This window comes from Streptomyces sp. NPDC001920, assembly GCF_053594495.1.
In genome coordinates this window covers 19,672-38,954 of record NZ_JBSFEP010000013.1, presented here as the reverse complement: position 1 = coordinate 38,954, position 19,283 = coordinate 19,672, and the positions used below count along the sequence as shown (strand labels likewise).

Sequence of the window (19,283 nt, the reverse complement as noted above, 5' to 3'; positions counted from 1 at the left end):
GAGCAGCCGGCCGCCCGACCCACGACCGGCCTCCCCCGACCTTTCCGATCTCTCCCGAAAGGGCACCACGCGCATGGAGCAGTTCGAGCCCGACCGCCTGTCCCCGGCCCAAGTGGCCGCCATGCGGCGCAGCTTCCGCAACGGCCGGGCCGCGATGACCCGCCGTTCCCTGCTGCGCGCCTCCGCGGGCGGCGCGCTCACGGTGGGCGGCCTGGGCACGCTCAGTGCCTGCGGGATTCCCGCGGCCGGCAAGACCGAGGGCGGCACGTCCGCCGAGGACCACTCGGCGAAGGAGAAGACCGTCAGCTTCTCCAACTGGACCGAGTACATGGACGTCGACGACAGCGGCAAGCGCCACCCGACGCTGGAGCAGTTCACGAAGCGGACCGGGATCAAGGTCAAGTACACCGAGGACATCAACGACAACAACGAGTTCTTCGGCAAGATCAAACCGCAGCTGGCGGCGGGCCAGGACACCGGCCGCGACATCGTCGTCCTGACCGACTGGCTCGCGGCGCGGCTGATCCGCCTCGGCTGGGCCCAGAAACTGGACGCCTCCAACCTGCCGCACGCCTTCGCCAACCTCTCCCAGCAGTTCCGCGACCCCGACTGGGATCCGGGACGGGCGTACTCCTACCCCTGGCAGGGCATCTCGACGGTCATCGCCTACAACAAGAAGGCCCTCGACGGCGTCGAGGTGAAGACGGTCTCCGACCTGCTCGACAACCCCAAGCTCAAGGGCCGCGTCGGCTTCCTCACCGAGATGCGGGACACCGTCGGGATGACCCTGCTGGACATGGGCAAGGACCCGGCCAAGTTCAGCGACGACGACTACGACGCGGCGATCGCCCGCCTCCAGAAGGCCGTCGACAAGAAGCAGATCCGCCGTTTCACCGGCAACGACTACACCTCCGACCTCACCAGCGGAGACTTCGCCGCCTGCCTCGCCTGGGCCGGTGACGTCGTCCAGCTCAAGGCCGACAGCCCGGACATCGACTTCCTCATCCCGGACAGCGGCTACATGACGTCCAGCGACAACATGCTGATCCCGAACAAGGCCCGTCACAAGACGAACGCCGAGCGGCTCATCGACTTCTACTACGAGCCGAAGGCCGCCGCCGAGCTCGCCGCCTACATCAACTACGTCTGTCCCGTCGACGGCGTGAAGGAAGAGCTTGCGAAGATCGACGAGGACGCGGCGAACAACCCGCTGATCCTCCCCGACAAGGCCATGCAGGCCAAGTCCGTCGCCTTCCGCTCCCTGAGCTCGAAGGAAGAGACGGTCTACGAAGAGAAGTTCGCGAAGCTCACAGGGGCGTGACCACCATGACGAACGACACCAGCGGCGACGTCCGCCTCTCCGGCATCACCAAGACCTACGGCTCCTTCACCGCCGTGCACCCGCTCGACCTGACCGTGCCCCAGGGCTCCTTCTTCGCCCTGCTCGGCGCCTCCGGCTGCGGCAAGACCACCACCCTGCGCATGATCGCGGGCCTGGAGGAGCCCACCTCCGGCACGGTGCACCTCGGCGAGCAGGACGTGACGGCGCTCGCGCCGTACAAGCGGCCGGTGAACACGGTCTTCCAGTCGTACGCCCTCTTCCCGCACCTCGACATCTTCGAGAACGTCGCCTTCGGTCTGCGCCGGCGCGGCATCAAGTCGGTGAAGAAGCAGGTCGAGGAGATGCTCGACCTCGTCCAGCTCGGCGAGCAGGCCCGCAAGAAGCCGCACCAGCTCTCCGGTGGCCAGCAGCAGCGCGTCGCCGTGGCCCGCGCGCTGATCAACCACCCCAAGGTGCTGCTCCTCGACGAGCCGCTCGGCGCCCTCGACCTCAAGCTGCGCCGTCAGATGCAGCTGGAGCTCAAGCGCATCCAGACCGAGGTCGGCATCACCTTCGTCCACGTCACGCACGACCAGGAGGAGGCCATGACGATGGCCGACACGGTCGCCGTGATGAACGCGGGCCGCGTCGAGCAGCTCGGCTCGCCGACCGATCTGTACGAGAACCCGCGGACGACGTTCGTCGCCAACTTCCTCGGCACCTCGAACTTCATCGAGGCCGAGGTCGACTCCAGGAGCGGCGACGACATCGTGCTGAAGGCGGGCGGCGGCAAGCTGGTCCTGCCCGAGGCGCGCTGCGGCGCGCCCACGACGACCGGCGGCAAGGTGCTGGTCGGCGTACGCCCGGAGAAGATCTCCCTCAGCCACGCCGACGACGCGGGCGAGATACCGGAGGGCCGCAACCGCATCACCGGCAGGATCGCCGCCACGTCTTTCATCGGCGTCTCCACGCAGTACGTCGTCGACAGCGCCGTCTGCCCGGACTTCGAGGTCTACGTCCAGAACGTCGACCGCGACACCCGCCTGGTCCCGGGCGCCGAGGTGGTCCTGCACTGGAGCCCCGCCCACACCTTCGGCCTCGACGCCGCCCAGGACATCGACGCGGGCGTCGACGAGGGGGCGGCCGCCTGATGTCGACGCTCACCGAGGCGCCCCCGCCTCTCACCCCGACCGCCCCGAAGAAGAGGCCGCCCCGCAGACGCGGCCGCCTGGTGCCGTACTGGCTGCTGCTGCCCGGCATCCTGTGGCTGGTCGTCTTCTTCGCGCTGCCGATGATCTACCAGGCCTCCACGTCCGTGCAGACGGGCTCCCTGGAGGAGGGCTACAAGGTCACCTGGCACTTCGCGACCTACTGGGACGCCCTGTCCGAGTACTACCCGCAGTTCCTGCGCTCGGTGCTCTACGCCGGCTCGGCGACGGTCCTGTGCCTGGTCCTCGGCTATCCCCTCGCGTACCTCATCGCCTTCCGGGCGGGCCGCTGGCGGAACCTGATCATGATCCTGGTGATCGCGCCGTTCTTCACCAGCTTCCTGATCCGCACCCTGGCCTGGAAGACGATCCTCGCGGACGGCGGCCCGGTCGTCGGAGCCCTCAACGCGCTGCACGTCCTGGACGTCACCAGCTGGCTCGGGATGACCGAGGGCGACCGCGTACTGGCCACGCCGCTGGCGGTGGTGTGCGGTCTGACCTACAACTTCCTGCCGTTCATGATCCTTCCGCTGTACACCTCGCTGGAGCGCATCGACCCACGGCTGCACGAGGCGGCGGGCGACCTGTACGCCAAGCCCAGCACCGTCTTCCGCAAGGTCACCTTTCCGCTGTCGATGCCGGGCGTCGTCTCCGGCACGCTGCTGACCTTCATCCCGGCGGCCGGCGACTACGTCAACGCGGATCTGCTCGGTTCCACCGACACCCGCATGGTCGGAAACGTCATCCAGACGCAGTTCCTGCGCATCCTGGACTACCCGACGGCCGCGGCCCTCTCCTTCATCCTGATGGCCGCCATCCTCGTCATGGTGACCGTCTACATCCGCAGGTCCGGCACGGAGGATCTGGTTTAAATGGACACGCGACCAAGTCGCATATTCGACACGAGCGTCAACTGGCTCAAGCGCAATCTCGTCGTCATCGCGGGACTGCTGACGCTCGCCTATCTGCTGCTGCCGAACATCGTCGTGACGGTGTTCTCCTTCAACCAGCCGAAGGGCCGCTTCAATTACGAGTGGCAGGAATTCTCCACGGCCGCCTGGCAGGACCCGTGCGGAGTCTCCGACCTGTGCGGCTCACTGTCGGTCAGCCTCCAGATCGCGTTCTGGGCGACGCTCGGCGCCACCCTGCTCGGCACGATGATCGCCTTCGCGCTGGTCCGCTACCGCTTCCGGGCGCGGGGCGCCGTGAACTCGCTGATCTTCCTGCCGATGGCGATGCCCGAGGTCGTCATGGCGGCCTCGCTGCTCACCCTGTTCCTCAACATGGGCGCCCAGCTGGGGTTCTGGACGATCCTCATCGCCCACATCATGTTCTGCCTGAGCTTCGTCGTGACGGCGGTGAAGGCGCGCGTGATGTCGATGGACCCGCGTCTGGAGCAGGCCGCGCAGGACCTGTACGCCGGACCCGTCCAGACGTTCCTGCGCGTCACCCTGCCGATCGCCGCCCCCGGAATCGCGGCGGGCGCGCTGCTCGCCTTCGCGCTCTCCTTCGACGATTTCATCATCACCAATTTCAACGCGGGTTCCACCGTCACCTTCCCGATGTTCGTCTGGGGCTCGGCCCAGCGTGGAACGCCCGTTCAGATCAATGTCATCGGTACGGCCATGTTCGTCGTCGCCGTACTGTTCGTGCTGACTTCCATGGTCATCGGTAATCGCCGCAACAGACAAAAGGCATAACTGTAGGGAGTTGAAATCATGGCCCCAAGCGCCATGAATCACTGGACGAAGTCGCTCTCCGACGCCCAGCCGGTCCCGTACTGGCTGGACGACCCCGGCAGGCCCCACCCCGAACCCGCCCTCACCACCGCCGAGACCTGCGACCTGCTGGTCGTCGGCGGAGGCTACAGCGGACTGTGGACCGCGCTCCTCGCCAAGGAGCGCGACCCGCGGCGGGACGTGGTCCTGCTCGAAGGCCGTGAGGTGGGCTGGGCCGCCTCCGGCCGCAACGGCGGCTTCTGCGCCGCCTCCCTCACCCACGGTCTGCCCAACGGGCTGGCCCGCTGGCCCGACGAGATCCACACCTTGGAGGAGCTGGGCGCGCGCAACCTCGACGAGATCGAGAAGGCGGTCGCCCGCTACTCCCTGAACTGCGACTTCGAACGCACCGGCGAGATCGACGTCGCCACCGAGACGTACCAGGCGTGGGAACTGCGCGACTGGTACGAGGAACTGCGGGACAAGGGCCTGGCCGACGGCATCGAGTTCCTGGACCGGGAGGCGGTGCGGGCACAGGTCGACTCACCGACCTTCCAGGCCGGCCTCCACGACCGCCGCGGCGTCGCCATGCTCAACCCGGCCAAGCTGGTGTGGGGCCTGAAGCGGGCCTGCGTGGACCTCGGCGTCCGCGTCTACGAGCACACTCCCGCCCTCACCCTGAAGCCGTACGGCGCCGGCATGGCCGTACGCACGCCCTACGGCCAGGTGCGCGCACGCCAGGTCGCCCTCGGCACGAACATCTTCCCGAGCCTGGTCAAGCGCGTGCGCGCCTACACCGTCCCGGTCTACGACTACGCCCTGATGACCGAGCCGCTCACCGCCGACCAGCTCGCCTCGATCGGCTGGCAGAACAGGCAGGGCCTCGGCGACTCGGCGAACCAGTTCCACTACTTCCGCCTCTCCGCCGACAACCGCGTCCTGTGGGGCGGCTACGACGCGATCTACCCGTACGGCGGCCGGGTCCGTGCCGAGTACGACGACCGCCCGCAGACGTACGCCAAGCTCGCCGGGCACTTCTTCACCTGCTTCCCGCAGCTGGAGGGCATCCGCTTCACGCACGCGTGGGGCGGCGCCATCGACACCTGCTCACGCTTCTCGGCGTTCTTCGGGACCGCCCATCAGGGCAAGGTGGCGTACGCGGCGGGCTTCACGGGTCTCGGTGTCGGGGCGACCCGGTTCGGCGCGGACGTGATGCTGGACCTGCTGGCGGGGGAGCGCACGCAACGCACACAGCTCGAAATGGTCCGCAGGAAGCCGCTCCCCTTCCCTCCCGAGCCCTTCGCCTGGACCGGCATCGCGCTCACCAAGTGGTCGCTGGCGCGCGCCGACGCGCACGGCGGCCGCCGGAACCTGTGGCTGAGGACGATGGACCGACTGGGCCTCGGCTTCGACAGTTGATGTGATCCAGATCACTGCGAATCGGTTGCGGGAACCCGCGTAATGCCCGCCGGGTGACCTCCCTCTCCCTCGTGACGCGATCGGCGTCCACGACAGAAAGGGAGGTCACCGTCATGACAGGGGCGAAGACGGCGGTGGAGTGGCTGGCATCCGTCGCTCCGGATCCCGAGGCCTGCCGCTGGGAGTGGGAGCGCAACCCCCTGGGGGTCGCCCTGCTGCCGGCCGGCAGGGCCTGGGACGTGCTCATCCTGCCTGCCGAACTCGGCTATCCCACGCTCGACGTCCTCACCCGCATCCTCGACCAACTCGGCCCGGTCCTGGTCGACTTCGGTGACGCGCGCATGGGCTTCTTCGTGCCGCCCGGCACGGCCGCCCGCTGGCTGGGCACCGGCATCCGCACGGCCGGATCCGGCACCTGGATCGTCGTCCCGTACCCGGGGCGGGCCAGCGGTGGGGTGCGCTGGCTGGTCCCGCCGGACGGCACCGGCACCCTCATCGACCCGGCACTGCTCGAACTGGCCATGCACGAGGCGGCGGCGGGTCTGGCGGCGGAAGGGGAGGGGTGACGCGCGAAAAGCCTTGACAAGGCGGATTGGTCTGGACCAAGTTGTGGGCGCTCCACCCTCCAATTCCCCCATGCCTGGAGGTACTTGTGGATCGCTTCAGACCTCTCGCCCTGCTCGCCGCCGTGGTACTGACCCTGCCCGGTGTCACCGCGCTCTCGTCGGCCGCCCGTGCGGCCGACGCGGACCTCGTACGCAACGGCGGTTTCGAGTCCGGCCTCGACGGCTGGACCTGCCCGGCCGGTACGACCGTGAACTCACCGGTGCGCAGCGGCAGTTTTGCGCTCCAGGCGACCCCGGCCGGCGCCGACAACGCCCGGTGCGCCCAGACGGTGACCGTGAAGCCGGACTCCCAGTACACGCTGTCCGGGCACGTCCGCGGCTCCTACGTCCACCTCGGCGCGAGCGGTACAGGCACCACCGACGTCTCCACCTGGACCCGGTCGGCCCCCGCCTGGCAGCAGCTCACGACGACCTTTCGGACCGGCCCCGCCACCACCCGCGTCACCCTCTACACCCACGGCTGGTACGGCACGGGCGCCTACCACGCCGACGACATCTCGCTCGTCGGACCGGGAGGGGAGACCGGGCAGCCGCCCGCAGCCCCGACCGGCCTGAAGACCGGCGCGGTCACCTCCTCCAGCGTCGCCCTGTCCTGGACGCCGGTGCCGGGCGCGACGAGCTACGCCGTCCACCGCGACGGCGCCAAGGTCCAGACGGTGAGCGGCACTTCGGCGACGATCGGTGGGCTCTCACCCTCGACGGCGTACGGCTTCCAGGTCACCGCCGTGAACGAGGCGGGCGAGTCCCCGCGGTCGGCCACGGTGACCGCCACGACCACCGCCCGGCCGGGCGGCGAGGGTCCGGACCTGCCGGCCCATGCCCTGGTCGGCTATCTCCACGCGAGCTTCGCCAACGGCTCCGGCTACACCCGCCTGGCCGACGTTCCCGACAGCTGGGACGTCATCGACCTCGCCTTCGGCGAGCCGACCTCGGTCACCTCGGGCGACATCCGCTTCGAGCGCTGCCCCGCCACCGAGTGCCCGAACGTCGAGAGCGACGCCGAGTTCAAGACGGCGATCCGTGCCAAGCAGGCGGCCGGCAAGAAGGTGCTGATCTCCGTCGGCGGCCAGAACGGCCAGGTGCGGCTGACGACCACCGCGGCGCGGGACACCTTCGTGTCCTCCGTTTCGAAGATCATCGACGAGTACGGCCTCGACGGCCTCGACATCGACTTCGAGGGCCACTCGCTCTCCTTGAACGCCGACGACACCGACTTCAGGGACCCGAAGACGCCGGTCATCGTCCATCTCATCTCGGCACTGAAGACCCTGAAGGCGAAGTACGGCGACGACTTCGTGCTGACCATGGCCCCGGAGACCTTCTTCGTCCAGCTCGGCCACCAGTACTACGGCACCGGCAGATGGGGCGGCCAGGACCCGAGGGCAGGGGCGTATCTCCCGGTCATCCACGCCCTGCGCGACGCCCTGACGCTGCTGCACGTCCAGGACTACAACTCCGGCCCGATCATGGGCCTGGACAACCAGTACCACTCGATGGGCGGCGCCGACTTCCACATCGCCATGACCGACATGCTGCTCACCGGCTTCCCGGTGGCGGGCGACGCGAACAACGTCTTCCCGCCGCTGCGCCCCGACCAGGTGGCGATCGGTATGCCGGCGTCGACCCACGCGGGCAACGGACATGTCCCGCCCGCCGAGGTCATCAAGACCCTCGACTGCCTGACGAAGAGGACGAACTGCGGCTCGTACGCCCCGCACGGCACCTGGCCGGCGCTGCGCGGCCTGATGACATGGTCGGTCAACTGGGACCGCTTCGGCGGCTGGGAGTTCCAGCGGACGTTCGACGGCTACTTCGGCTGAGGAACAGCCACAGCAGCGAGAGCAGCACCGCGCCCAGGCACCAACTGGCCACGACGTCCAGTGGCCAGTGGTAGCCGCGCCGGACCAGACCGAAGGCGACGCCGAGGTTGAGGGCGGCGCAGAGCGCGAGCAGTGCCCGGCGGGCGAGGGCGGATCTCAGCCAGGGAAGGAGCAGCAGGGTCGCGGCCCCGTAGGCGACGGCGGCCGTGGCCGTGTGGCCGGACGGGTAGTAGCCGGTGGCGGATGGCACGGCCGGCGTGCCGGGGCGGTCGGTCAGCACCTTCAGCGGTACCACCAGCGCCGGGACCAGAACCATGTGCAGGGCGGCGCAGGCGGCGGGCGCCCACCAGTGGTGTCCGCCAGTGCGCCGGTGGCGCCAGGTCGCGCACGCCAGGGCGGCGGCGAGCACCGGCACCGCGACCTGCACATTGCCGAGATCTGCGAGGAACTCGGAGAGGCGGTCCGGGTGGACCAGGGCCCGGCTGACCGTCGCGTCGGCGTCCAGCAGGGGGCCGTCGGCCATCACCTGCCAGGTGATGAGCGCGAAGAGGAGAGCGGGAAGCCCGAGAAGGAGGAAGAGGGAGGTCGGCCGCCCCGGAACAGGGGGGGTGGTTCCGAGGCGGCCGTCCGGACCGGGTGGTCGCGCGCCCCGGGGGGTTTGGGGCGGGCGACTGTCCGATCGGTGAGGAGATCCAGAGCCGGAGGCTCCGGTTGTGTGCGCGAGGGCACGACCAGGTCGAAGCTGGGGAGGCCTCGGCCCGAAGTCGCCCAGAGTCCCCTCTGGGCGGGGTGTATCTCTCATCTGCTTAGAACCTACGACAGGGGAAGGGGGTTCGACAGGTGGAATCGCGTCCTGACATCCACCTCGCACACCTTCTTCACACGCTCTGACGACGGCCGCCCCAGCCCCGGAACCGCGTGCGGTGTCGGGGCTGGGGCGCAGGAGACCACCGGGCCGGGACCCTGGCGCTCACCAGTGGTTTCGCCGGGACCTCAGATACGGGCGAAGGCCTGCTCGATGATGTCGAGACCCTCGTTCAGCAGGTCCTCGCCGATGACCAGCGGGGGCAGGAAGCGCAGCACGTTGCCGTAGGTGCCACAGGTCAGGACCAGCAGGCCCTCGGCGTGGCAGGCCTTGGCGAGGGCGCCGGTCGCCTCCGGGTTCGGCTCCTTGGTGGCGCGGTCCTTGACCAGCTCGATGGCGATCATCGCGCCGCGGCCGCGGATGTCGCCGATGATGTCGAACTTCTCGGCCATGGCGCCGAGGCGGGCCTTCATGATCGCCTCGATGCTCTTCGCCTTGGCGTTGAGGTCGAGCTCCTTCATCGTCTCGATCGAGCCGAGCGCGCCGGCACACGCGACCGGGTTGCCGCCGTAGGTGCCGCCCAGGCCACCGGCGTGCGCGGCGTCCATGATCTCGGCGCGGCCGGTCACGGCGGCGAGCGGCAGACCGCCCGCGATGCCCTTCGCGGTGGTGATCAGGTCGGGGACGATGCCCTCGTCCTCGCACGCGAACCACTGGCCGGTGCGGCAGAAGCCGGACTGGATCTCGTCCGCCACGAAGACGATGCCGTTGTCGGCGGCGAACTGGCGGATCGCGGGCAGGAAGCCCTTGGCCGGCTCGATGAAGCCGCCCTCGCCGAGGACCGGCTCGATGATGATCGCGGCGACGTTCTCAGGGCCCACCTGCTTGGAGATCTGGTCGATGGCCTGCGCGGCGGCCTCCGGCCCCGCGTTCTCCGGGCCGGTCGGCCAGCGGTAGCCGTACGCCACCGGCACCCGGTAGACCTCGGGCGCGAACGGGCCGAAGCCGTGCTTGTACGGCATGTTCTTCGCGGTCAGCGCCATGGTGAGGTTGGTGCGGCCGTGGTAGCCGTGGTCGAAGACGACCACGGCCTGACGCTTGGTGTACGCACGCGCGATCTTGACGGCGTTCTCGACGGCTTCGGCGCCGGAGTTGAACAGCGCCGACTTCTTGGCGTGGTCACCCGGGGTCAGCTCGGCGAGGGCCTCGGCGACCTCCACGTAGCCCTCGTACGGCGTGACCATGAAACAGGTGTGGGTGAAGTCGGCGAGCTGGGCGGAGGCCCGGCGTACGACGGCCTCGGCGGAGGCGCCGACCGACGTCACGGCGATGCCGGAGCCGAAGTCGATCAGGCGGTTGCCGTCGACGTCCTCGATGATGCCGCCGCCCGCACGCGCGGTGAACACGGGCAGCACGGAGCCCACGCCCTGCGCGACCGCGGCGGTACGGCGGGCCTGCAGCTCCTGCGACTTCGGGCCGGGGATGGCGGTGACGACGCGGCGCTCCTGCGGAAGTGCGCTCATGAGGGGCTCCTGGGGGTTTTGCTGACGCTTGTCTTGTCTTTTCTCGCAGGCTAGGGCGGGGAGTGGGGGGTGGGCATGCTCCATGTGGGCGTTGTCGGCACGGCGTGTTGTCCGCGGTGGACATGGCGCTCGTGGCGACGCCCGGCCGCGTAAGCGGTGAAGTCCCCATGCGAGGGCGTTAGATTGGCTCGCTGATGGTGGACGGAGCGGCTGGTCAGGGGGCAAGGGCGATGGACAGCGACGGGACGCAGGACGCGCGGGGCACGCATGCGACGCCTGTGCCGCGTCCGGCGGTACCGCCGGAGGCTCCTGCGGTGCCGCCGCGGCCGACGCGGGCACCCGGGGTGCCGGGGCCGGACGGGCCGTTCCTGGCCTGGCTGCGGGCGCCGCGACCGGAGACCCCGCCAGGTGTGTGGCGGTTCGGGCACGTGCCCCGGCCGGACGAGGAACCCGAGCGGATCCCGACGCGCCAGCTGCTGAGCGGTGCGCTGATCGCCTTCCTGGTCGGCTGGCTGATCTGGTCGCTGCTGTGGAACGGCTATCTCGGCGGCTGGTGGGTGCTGCCCCTGGAGCTGTTCACCCCGGACTCCTGGCGCGAGAACAACGACCGCGTCGGCAACGCCGTCCTCTGGTACAGCTACTACACGCTCATCGCCCTCGCCATCATGCTGGCCGTCGGCCGCCTGGGCCGCTGGGGCGAGGTCTGGCGCCGCTTCGGCCCGCCCGCCTGGCGCCCGGGAGCACCCGCGGCCGAGCGCCCGCCCGCCCCCGAGCAGGACCTCGCCTCCTGGCCGGCGCTGCGGGCCGCGGGGGCCGACGCCGCCGCCGAGCGGCTCGCCGCCGACGCACGGGCGGGGCTGATGCGCGACGTCGACTACGCCCGGATCGCCCGCGCCTGGCAGGGCGTGAGCAGCGGACGCCATGACCTCGCCACGTTCACGGGCGCCGTGCTCAAGGACGGCGCCGCGGCCTGTCTGCACCCGTCGGGCGAGCGGGACCTGCCCTCTCGTGCCGCCCGGCACGACCTGGTCAGCGGCCAGGTCAGGCTCGGCACGACCGCCGACGACCCGCGCAACCCCTACGCCTACCGGGGCACCGGCCTCGGCCTCGGCCCCGACCTGCTCGGCACCTCCCTGCTCGCGGTCGGGCCGGCCGGATCCGGCAAGACCGGGACCGTGGTGCGGCCGCTCGCCGAGTCGCTGTGCCTGCACGCGCTGGCCGGGCGGGCCGCGGTCGTCGTGGTCGGCGCGGCGGGCGCGGGGCTCGGACCGGCGGACGCGTACGACGTCGTCGTACGGATCGGCGATCCGGACTCGGTGTACGACCTGGACCTGTACGGCGGCACCAGCGACCCCGACGAGGCCGCGGCCGTGCTCGCCGAGGCACTCGTCGGGGATCTCGCCGACCCGCACCCCGGCAGCGACAGCCGGCGCTCCACCACCGTGCTGGCCCAGCTCCTCGGGCCGTTCCGGGCGGTCCACGACCGCTTCCCGTCCGTGCCGGAGCTGCGGCAGCTGCTGGACGGCTCGCCCGGTGCGCTCGGCGCGCTGCGCACGGCGCTGGAGGGCTCCGGGCAGGAGTCGCTCATGCGCGAGCTGGACGCACGGGAGCGGCAGCTGGGGCACCCCGGTGATGTGGCGGCGGTGCTCGCGGACCGGGTGGCGTTGCTCGACCGGCCGGCCTTCGCGGGGTTCTTCGACACCTCGGGCCGGTCGCGGCCGTTCTCGCTGAAGGCGCTCGACCACCCCGTCCGGGTCCGCATCGACCTGCCCGCGCGCGGGCACGCCGAGGCCTCGCGGATGCTGGCACGGCTGGTCCTCGCCCAGTTCACGGCGAGTGTCGCGGTGCGGGAGGACCGGTCGCTGTTCGCCTGCCTGATCCTCGACGACGCGACCGGGGTGGTCACGCCCGAAGCGGTCCGCGGCATCCAGCGGCTGCGGTCGGGCAACGCGGGCGCCGTGCTCACGCTGCGCTCCCTGGACGACGTACCGAGGCCGCTGCGCGGGCCGCTGCTCGGGGCCACCGGGTGCCGGATGGCGCTGGCCGGGGTCACGCCGTGGGACGGGCAGGACTTCGCCGAGGTCTGGGGCAAGGAGTGGACCGAGGCCCGGGACGTCACCGACCGGCAGATCATCGCCGAGACGCCGGCCGGGAAGGCGGTGCACGCCTTGCGGCGAGTGATCACCGGCAAGGCGCCGACCGCGCGGGCGGTGACCGTCCGGCAGGTCGAGCGGGAGCGCTGGTCCGCCTCCGAACTGGCCCACGCGGTCCCTCCGGGGCACGCGGTGCTGTCGCTGACCAGCGTCCAGGGGGAGCACGCGCCGCCGTTGCTGGTGGATCTGCGGGGGTGACCCGGTATCCGGGCGTCGGGTCACACGCGACCGTACGGTGAGGCAGAATCGGCACAGGCCGTTCATACACGGCGGCCAAAAGATCACAGGGATCACGTGGGTGATCACCGTGATCACACAGATCACACGGATGTGAAGGCCTCATGCCCCCGACGCTCGCCTCGCTCGTCCACCACTCCGCGCTCAAGCTGACCGTGCGGGCGGGCGAGGACCGCCTGGACGTGCCCGTGCGCTGGGCGCACGTCAGCGAGCTCGCCGACCCCGTCCCCTACATGGAGGGCGGGGAACTGCTGCTGGTCACCGCGCTCAAGCTGGACGCGGAGAACCCCGAGGCGATGCGGCGCTACGTACGGCGGCTGGTCGGCGCGGGCGTGGTCGGCCTCGGCTTCGCGGTCGGCGTCAACTACGAGGAGGTCCCCGAGGCGCTGGTCGAGGCGGCGAAGCAGGAGGGCCTGCCGCTGCTGGAAGTACCTCGCCGTACGCCCTTCCTCGCCATCAGCAAGGCGGTGTCGGCGGCGATCGCGGCCGACCAGTACCGGGCGGTGACGGCAGGGTTCGCGGCGCAGCGGGAACTGACGAAGCAGGCGCTGAACGCCGGCCCCGAAGGGCTGCTGGCCGTGCTCGCGTCGCAGGTGAACGGCTGGGCGGCGCTGTACGACGCCTCCGGTGCCGTGGTCGCGACGGCACCCGACTGGGCGGGGCGGCGGGCGGCGCGGCTCACCGCGGACGTGGAGCGGCTGCGCGAGCGTCCCGCGCCCGCGTCGTCCGTGGTCGGCGGGCCCGAGCACGAGGACCGGGTCGAGCTGCACACCCTCGGCACGGGGCGCCGGCCGCGCGCGGCGCTCGCGGTGGGAACGGCGGCGGCACCGGGCACGGCGGAGCGCTACGCCGTCCACTCGGCGATCGCGCTGCTGACCCTGACGACCGAACGGTCCCGGTCGCTGCACGCGGCCGAACAGCGGGTCGGGGCCGCTGTGCTGCGCATGCTGCTCGCCGGGGAGCCGGATCACGCCCGGGCGGTCGCGGGGGATCTGTACGGCGGCCTCCTGGACGCGCCCTTCCGGGTGATCGTCGCCGAGGCCGGGTCGGTGTCGGCGGCACGCGTGGTGGACTCCGGGGCGCGGGTGACGCTCACCAAGCCGTCGGCAGCGGCGCTGGCCGTGGTCTCCGGCGGGGCGAACGGTGATCCGCTGGGGGCGCTCACCGAGGTCGTGGAGTCGGCGGCGGCCCGGGCCGGGGAGTCCGTGCTGGTGGTGCCGGAAGGGGAGGGCGACACCGCGCGGGTGGTGGTGCTCGCCGCGGACGGGGGCGCCGCGGTCAAGGCGTGCGCGCAGTACGCGGCGGCCCTGGAGGCGGCGCGCGCGGGGGCCGTACCGGAGGGGCACGCGGGTGCCGACGAGGACGAACTGGTCGTGGGGCTCTCGGCGCCGTCGGGGCCCATCGCCGCGGCGGCCGCCTACAAGCAGGCCGAGCAGGCCGTGTCGGTGGCCCGGCGCCGGGGGCGGGTGTGCGTGGAGCACGAGCAGCTGGCCGCGGGGTCGGTGCTGCCGCTGCTCGCCGACGACGCCGTGAAGGCGTTCGCGGACGGGCTGCTGCGGGCGCTGCACGAGCACGACGCGACGGGCCGCGGGGACCTGGTCGCCTCGCTGCGGGCCTGGCTGTCGCGGCACGGGCAGTGGGACGCGGCGGCCGCCGACCTCGGAGTGCACCGGCACACGCTGCGGTACCGGATGCGGCGCGTGGAGGAGATCCTGGGGCGCTCGCTGGACGACGCGGACGTGCGGATGGAGCTCTGGCTGGCGCTGAAGGCCACATCGGCCGAGTGAGTCCCCCCGCGGGACGGAGTGCCGGACGGCCGCGTACGCCAAATCGGCGCATGCCCCGTACCGCATCACTACACCGCGGCCAAGCGATCCCGCACCTCCTCCCCCCTACCGTGGACCCCGACACAGGACACCCCCAACGCGGAAGGGCCGGGAAATCGACATGACTTCCACTTACGCCTTCTGGCTCGCCGGCCGCCAGGTCGGCGGCGAGGACAGCTTCGACGTGACCTCCCCTTGGGACGGGCGGACCGTCGGCAAGGTGAGCGTGCCGACGGACGCGCAGATCGAGGAGGCCGTGGCCGCCGCGTACGCCGTGCGGGACGAGTTCGCCGCGACCCCGGCCCATGTGCGTGCAGCCGCGCTCGACCACGTCAGCAAGCGGCTCGCCGCGCGCACCGAGGAGATCGCGCAGCTCATCTCCGCCGAGAACGGCAAGCCCATGAAGTGGGCCCGCGGCGAGGTCGGCCGTGCCGTGTCCGTGTTCCGGTTCGCTGCCGAGGAGGCCCGGCGGTTCAACGGCGGCGAGGCCCAGCGCCTCGACACCGACCTCGGCGGCCAGGGCCGACTCGCCCTGACCCGGCGCTTCCCCAAGGGCGTCGTCCTCGGCATCGCGCCCTTCAACTTCCCGCTCAACCTCTGCGCCCACAAGGTCGCCCCGGCCATCGCCGCCGGCGCGCCGATCATCCTCAAGCCGGCCCCGGCCACTCCGCTGTCCGGGCTGGTCATCGGCGAGCTGCTGGCCGAGACCGATCTGCCGGCCGGCGCCTGGAGCATCCTGCCGGTCCCCAACGACCGGATGCCCGCGCTCGTCCAGGACCCGCGCCTGCCCGTGATCTCCTTCACCGGGTCCGAGAAGGTCGGCTACGCGATCATGGACTCGGTGCCCCGCAAGCACTGCACCCTGGAGCTGGGCGGCAACGGCGCGGCGGTCGTGCTCGCCGACTACGCCTCCGACGCGGACCTCGACTGGGCCGCCGGCCGCATCGCCACCTTCTCCAACTACCAGGGCGGCCAGTCCTGCATCTCGGTGCAGCGGGTGATCGCGGACGCCTCGGTGTACGACCGTCTGCTGCCGCGCGTCGTCGCCGCCGTCGAGGCCCAGGTCACCGGTGACCCGGGCGACGACACGACGGACGTCGGGCCGCTGGTCAGCGAGGACGCCGCCAAGCGCGTCGAGGCGTGGGTGGACGAGGCCGTCGCCGCCGGGGCGAAGCTGCTCACCGGTGGCAAGCGCGACGGCGCCTCCTACGCGCCGACCGTCCTCACCGACGTACCGGCCGACGCCACCCTCGCCTGCGAGGAAATCTTCGGACCTGTCCTCACCGTGCAGAAGGTCGACGGGGAGGACGCCGCCTTCGCCGCCGTCAACGACTCCAAGTACGGCCTCCAGGCGGGCGTGTTCACCCACGACCTGCAGACCGCCTTCCGGGCCCACCGGGCGCTGGAGGTCGGCGGCGTGGTCGTCGGCGACGTCCCCTCCTACCGTGCCGACCAGATGCCGTACGGCGGCGCCAAGCAGTCCGGCGTGGGGCGCGAGGGCGTGAGGTTCGCGATGGACGACTACACCTACGAGCGGGTGCTGGTCCTCACCGGGCTCGCCCTGTGAGCACCTCCTGAACGGACGGCCGGAGCCCGCTGTGCGGGGGCTCCGGCCGTCGGCGTCACCCCGGTCGTCCGGGTCCGCGAAAACTCCTGGCTAATGGGAACCGTTTTCAGGTACAGTCGGATGTGACGCGAGTTTCGCCGTCCCGAAGGGGTCCGGCACCGATGCCTTCCGGTGCCGGGCCCCTTCTTCGCGCCGGCCTGCTCCGGACCCTCAACCGGAGAAGCCGACGTGCGCGAGCCGCAACGAGCCGCGCAGCCCGAGGCGGACGTCGTGGACGCCCTCGGCGACGATCCCGGCGCTCAGGGTCGTGTAGTCGTACGGGCCTCCCGCATCCGACGCGTCGGATGCCAGGACGGCGAGCACCGGGCCGCCGTCCAGCGACACCTCGATCACGCCCTCGCCGGACACGGTCGCCGTCACCCGCGTGACACCGTCCCCGAAGTCGCAGCTCAGATAGACCAGTTCGGCCGCCGTGCCCCGGGCCGGCGTCACCGCGTCGCCCGAGACCTTCGTGCGGTCGACGATCGCGACGCCGCGCTGCGTGTCGAAGTCGGCCGCGTCGAGGCCGCGGTGCGTCACCGGACGCGGTGCGCCCGCCTCGCCGTCCAGGACCAGCGTCGTCCGCAGCCGGACGTCCTCGCTGGACGCGCCGGCCAGCAGCTCGTACGGGCCGGGCTCGCGGCGCCATCCGCCCCGTGCTGCGTCCCAGAAGTCGAAGGCGGACAGCGGGAGTTCGAAGGTGAGTGCGGTCCGCTCGCCGGGCTCCAGCCGCACCCTGCCGTGCGCCACCAGCTCGCGGCGCGGACGCGGCACGGACGGCTCCACCGCGCGGGTGTAGAGCTGGGCGACCTCGTCGGCCGTCACATCACCGGTGTTGGTGACCGTGAAGGAGACGTGCAGCGCGTCGTCCGCCACCCGGGTCTCCAGATCGCCGTAGGCGAACGTCGTGTACGACAGGCCGTGCCCGAACGGGAACAGCGCGGTCCCCTCGAAGTACAGGTAGGTCTGACGGCCGCCGATCACGTCGTAGTCGAGGAGGTCGGGCAGGTCGGCGTCGTCGGCGTACCAGGTCTGCGGAAGGCGGCCCGCGGGGGAGACGTCGCCGGCCAGGATCCGGGCCAGCGCGGTGCCGGCCGCCTGGCCGCCGTGGGCCGTCCACAGCATCGCCGGGACCTCGGTGTGGTCGACCGTGTACGGGTACGCCGACACCAGTGCCAGCACGGTCTTCGGGTTGGCCGCGCGGGCGGCGCGCAGCAGGCGCTCCTGGTGCGCGGGAAGGGCGAGGGTCGTACGGTCCTCGGTCTCGCGTCCATTGATGTGCGGGTCGTTGCCGGCCACCACCAGCACCACGTCCGCCTGCCCGGCGGCCCTGGCCACGGCGTCCTCGCCGGTCTCGACCACGACGATCTCGAAGATCTCCCCCGGCCCTTCGGCAACCCTGACGCCGTCCGCGGCGACACAGACGTGGCGACCCGTACCGATGTGCCGGAGGAGGTGCCCGTTCTCGTGCGGTTCCAGGCGGAACGTCTCCTGGACGACCCAGCCTCCGGGCTGGTCGGCGGAGGCGCGGACGCATCCGTCCTCGGCGACGGAGAGATAGCGCCCGTCGGGGGCGCGCAGCGTCAGCACGCCCTCGCCCCAGTCGACGAGGGCGAGTTCGGTGCCGTCCGGGCCGGCGGTGAGCGGGGGCAGGTCCGTCCGCCCGGCGAGCAGGGCCGGGTCGAGGGCGCCCTCCGCGCCGCGCACCTCGTCGTCGGCATCCGCCTCGGGGACGTGCAGGAAGGTTCCGGCCGAGGTCTTCAGCAGGACGCGGTCCACGCCCTCGGCGAACTCCACGCGCTCCGCGCCGAACCGCTCGCGCAGACCCGCCAGCGGGGTGGAGCGGTGGATGAGCGTGCCGCTGTACCAGTCGAGCTTGCACTCGTCGGCGAGCAGGCCCACCACCGCCATCCGGGTGCCCGGGGCGAGCGGCAGCACATGGCCGTTGTTCTTGAGCAGGACGACCGCCTGCTCGGCGGCCTCCTGGGCGAGGGCGCGGTGGGCGGGGGTGTCGAAGTCCTTGGTGAGTGCGTGCGGGTCGTACTCCGGGTCGAACTCGCCGAGCCGGAAGCGGACCGACAACTGGCGGCGGACCGCCGCGTCGACGTCCGACTCGGTCAACAGGCCGCGCTCCAGGGCGCCCCGCACACGTGCCGTGATCTGCGAGCTGTCGGTGCCGTGGTCGGTGAAGCTGTCCACACCGGCCAGCAGCGTGGCCGCAGTCGCCTCCTCGTGGGTGTCGAAGTAGTGCTCGGAGTCGACCAGGTTGGAGGGCGCGCCCGCGTCCGAACAGACCATCAGGTCCTGTTCGGTCCAGGCGCGCAGATGCTCACGCAGGTACGGCGAGACATGGTTCGGCCGGCCGTTGACCAGGTTGTACGCCGGCATCACCCCGGCCGTCGCCCCCGCCTCGACCGTCTCGCGGAAGGCGCGCAGGTCGTACTCGTGCAGCACGCGCGGGCGGACGGAGGCGGCCGTGACGTCGCGGCCCGTCTCGTGGTTGTGGGCCAGCCAGTGCTTGAGGACGGGCGCGGTGCGCCAGTACGTCGGGTGGTCGCCGCGCAGGCCGCGGGTGTAGGCGACGGCGATGGCCGAGGTGAGCTTGGGGTCCTCGGAGTAGCCCTCCTCGTTGCGGCCCCACAGCGGGTGGCGCAGGAGGTTCACGGTGGGGGACCAGACGTTCAGCCCCACGCGGTCGTCGCGGGCGCGCATCGCCCTGGTCTCCTTGGAGACGGCTTCGCCGACCCGTCGTACGAGATCGGTGTTCCAGGTCGCGGCGAGGCCCACCGCCTGCGGGAAGACGGTGGCCGGGCCCATCCAGGCCACCCCGTGCAGAGCCTCCTGCCCGGTGCGGAACGCGTCGATGCCGAGCCGCTCGACGGCGGGCACGAACTGGTGCAGGAACCCGATCTTCTCATCGAGAGTGAGACGGGACATCAGGTCGTCGATGCGCTTCGCGAACGGCAGGCGCTGATCGCGGAAAGGCGGCGTGGGCGGCGTTTGTGCGGTCACTTGGGGTTC

13 protein-coding genes are annotated in these 19,283 nt (G+C 71.4%); 10 read left to right on the top strand and 3 right to left on the bottom strand.

Going from position 1 to position 19,283, the window contains the following annotated elements:
* Nucleotides 1-73: 73 nt before the first annotated feature.
* The 7 genes from ACWCPI_RS22745 (at nucleotide 74) to ACWCPI_RS22715 (ending at nucleotide 8,112) form a co-directional block, all read left to right on the top strand.
* Nucleotides 74-1,321: an ABC transporter substrate-binding protein gene (locus ACWCPI_RS22745; protein ID WP_451039829.1), complete on the top strand. Its 1,248-nt coding sequence runs from the start codon at nucleotides 74-76 to the stop codon at nucleotides 1,319-1,321.
* Between the two features lie 5 nt (nucleotides 1,322-1,326).
* Nucleotides 1,327-2,472: an ABC transporter ATP-binding protein gene (locus ACWCPI_RS22740; RefSeq protein WP_451039828.1), complete on the top strand. Its 1,146-nt coding sequence runs from the start codon at nucleotides 1,327-1,329 to the stop codon at nucleotides 2,470-2,472.
* On the top strand, nucleotides 2,472-3,401 hold the full coding sequence (locus ACWCPI_RS22735; RefSeq protein ID WP_451039827.1) for an ABC transporter permease: 930 nt from the start codon (nucleotides 2,472-2,474) through the stop codon (nucleotides 3,399-3,401). The genes ACWCPI_RS22740 and ACWCPI_RS22735 overlap by 1 nt, the downstream gene beginning before the upstream one ends.
* On the top strand, nucleotides 3,402-4,229 hold the full coding sequence (locus ACWCPI_RS22730; protein WP_451039826.1) for an ABC transporter permease: 828 nt from the start codon (nucleotides 3,402-3,404) through the stop codon (nucleotides 4,227-4,229).
* Between the two features lie 18 nt (nucleotides 4,230-4,247).
* Nucleotides 4,248-5,666, top strand: coding sequence for an NAD(P)/FAD-dependent oxidoreductase (locus ACWCPI_RS22725; protein ID WP_451039825.1), 1,419 nt, complete (start codon nucleotides 4,248-4,250; stop codon nucleotides 5,664-5,666).
* Nucleotides 5,667-5,779: 113 nt separating this feature from the next.
* Entirely contained in the window at nucleotides 5,780-6,232 is a 453-nt protein-coding gene (locus ACWCPI_RS22720) for a hypothetical protein (RefSeq protein ID WP_451039824.1), read from the top strand.
* A gap of 86 nt (nucleotides 6,233-6,318) precedes the next feature.
* On the top strand, nucleotides 6,319-8,112 hold the full coding sequence (locus ACWCPI_RS22715) for a chitinase (RefSeq protein ID WP_451039823.1): 1,794 nt from the start codon (nucleotides 6,319-6,321) through the stop codon (nucleotides 8,110-8,112).
* Here the strand turns inward: ACWCPI_RS22715 and ACWCPI_RS22710 are convergent.
* Both ACWCPI_RS22710 and gabT read right to left on the bottom strand, forming a co-directional pair.
* Nucleotides 8,051-8,914, bottom strand: coding sequence for a phosphatase PAP2 family protein (locus tag ACWCPI_RS22710; protein WP_451039822.1), 864 nt, complete (start codon nucleotides 8,912-8,914; stop codon nucleotides 8,051-8,053). The genes ACWCPI_RS22715 and ACWCPI_RS22710 overlap by 62 nt on opposite strands.
* A 191-nt stretch (nucleotides 8,915-9,105) precedes the next feature.
* Nucleotides 9,106-10,440, bottom strand: coding sequence for a 4-aminobutyrate--2-oxoglutarate transaminase (gene gabT / locus ACWCPI_RS22705; protein WP_388800746.1), 1,335 nt, complete (start codon nucleotides 10,438-10,440; stop codon nucleotides 9,106-9,108).
* Nucleotides 10,441-10,670: 230 nt separating this feature from the next.
* Here gabT and ACWCPI_RS22700 point away from each other — a divergent pair, with 230 nt between their 5' ends.
* The 3 genes from ACWCPI_RS22700 (at nucleotide 10,671) to ACWCPI_RS22690 (ending at nucleotide 16,223) form a co-directional block, all read left to right on the top strand.
* Nucleotides 10,671-12,791, top strand: coding sequence for an ATP-binding protein (locus ACWCPI_RS22700; protein ID WP_451039821.1), 2,121 nt, complete (start codon nucleotides 10,671-10,673; stop codon nucleotides 12,789-12,791).
* A 143-nt stretch (nucleotides 12,792-12,934) separates the two neighbouring features.
* Nucleotides 12,935-14,617, top strand: a complete 1,683-nt coding sequence (locus ACWCPI_RS22695; RefSeq protein ID WP_451039820.1) for a PucR family transcriptional regulator — start codon at nucleotides 12,935-12,937, stop codon at nucleotides 14,615-14,617.
* Nucleotides 14,618-14,777: 160 nt separating this feature from the next.
* Nucleotides 14,778-16,223 carry an aldehyde dehydrogenase family protein gene (locus ACWCPI_RS22690; protein ID WP_451039819.1) on the top strand — a complete coding sequence of 482 codons (1,446 nt, stop codon included), beginning with the start codon at nucleotides 14,778-14,780 and terminating at the stop codon, nucleotides 16,221-16,223.
* Nucleotides 16,224-16,433: 210 nt separating this feature from the next.
* Here ACWCPI_RS22690 and ACWCPI_RS22685 read toward each other — a convergent pair whose 3' ends face one another.
* On the bottom strand, nucleotides 16,434-19,274 hold the full coding sequence (locus tag ACWCPI_RS22685) for a glycoside hydrolase family 3 C-terminal domain-containing protein (protein ID WP_451039818.1): 2,841 nt from the start codon (nucleotides 19,272-19,274) through the stop codon (nucleotides 16,434-16,436).
* Between the last annotated feature and the right edge of the window lie 9 nt (nucleotides 19,275-19,283).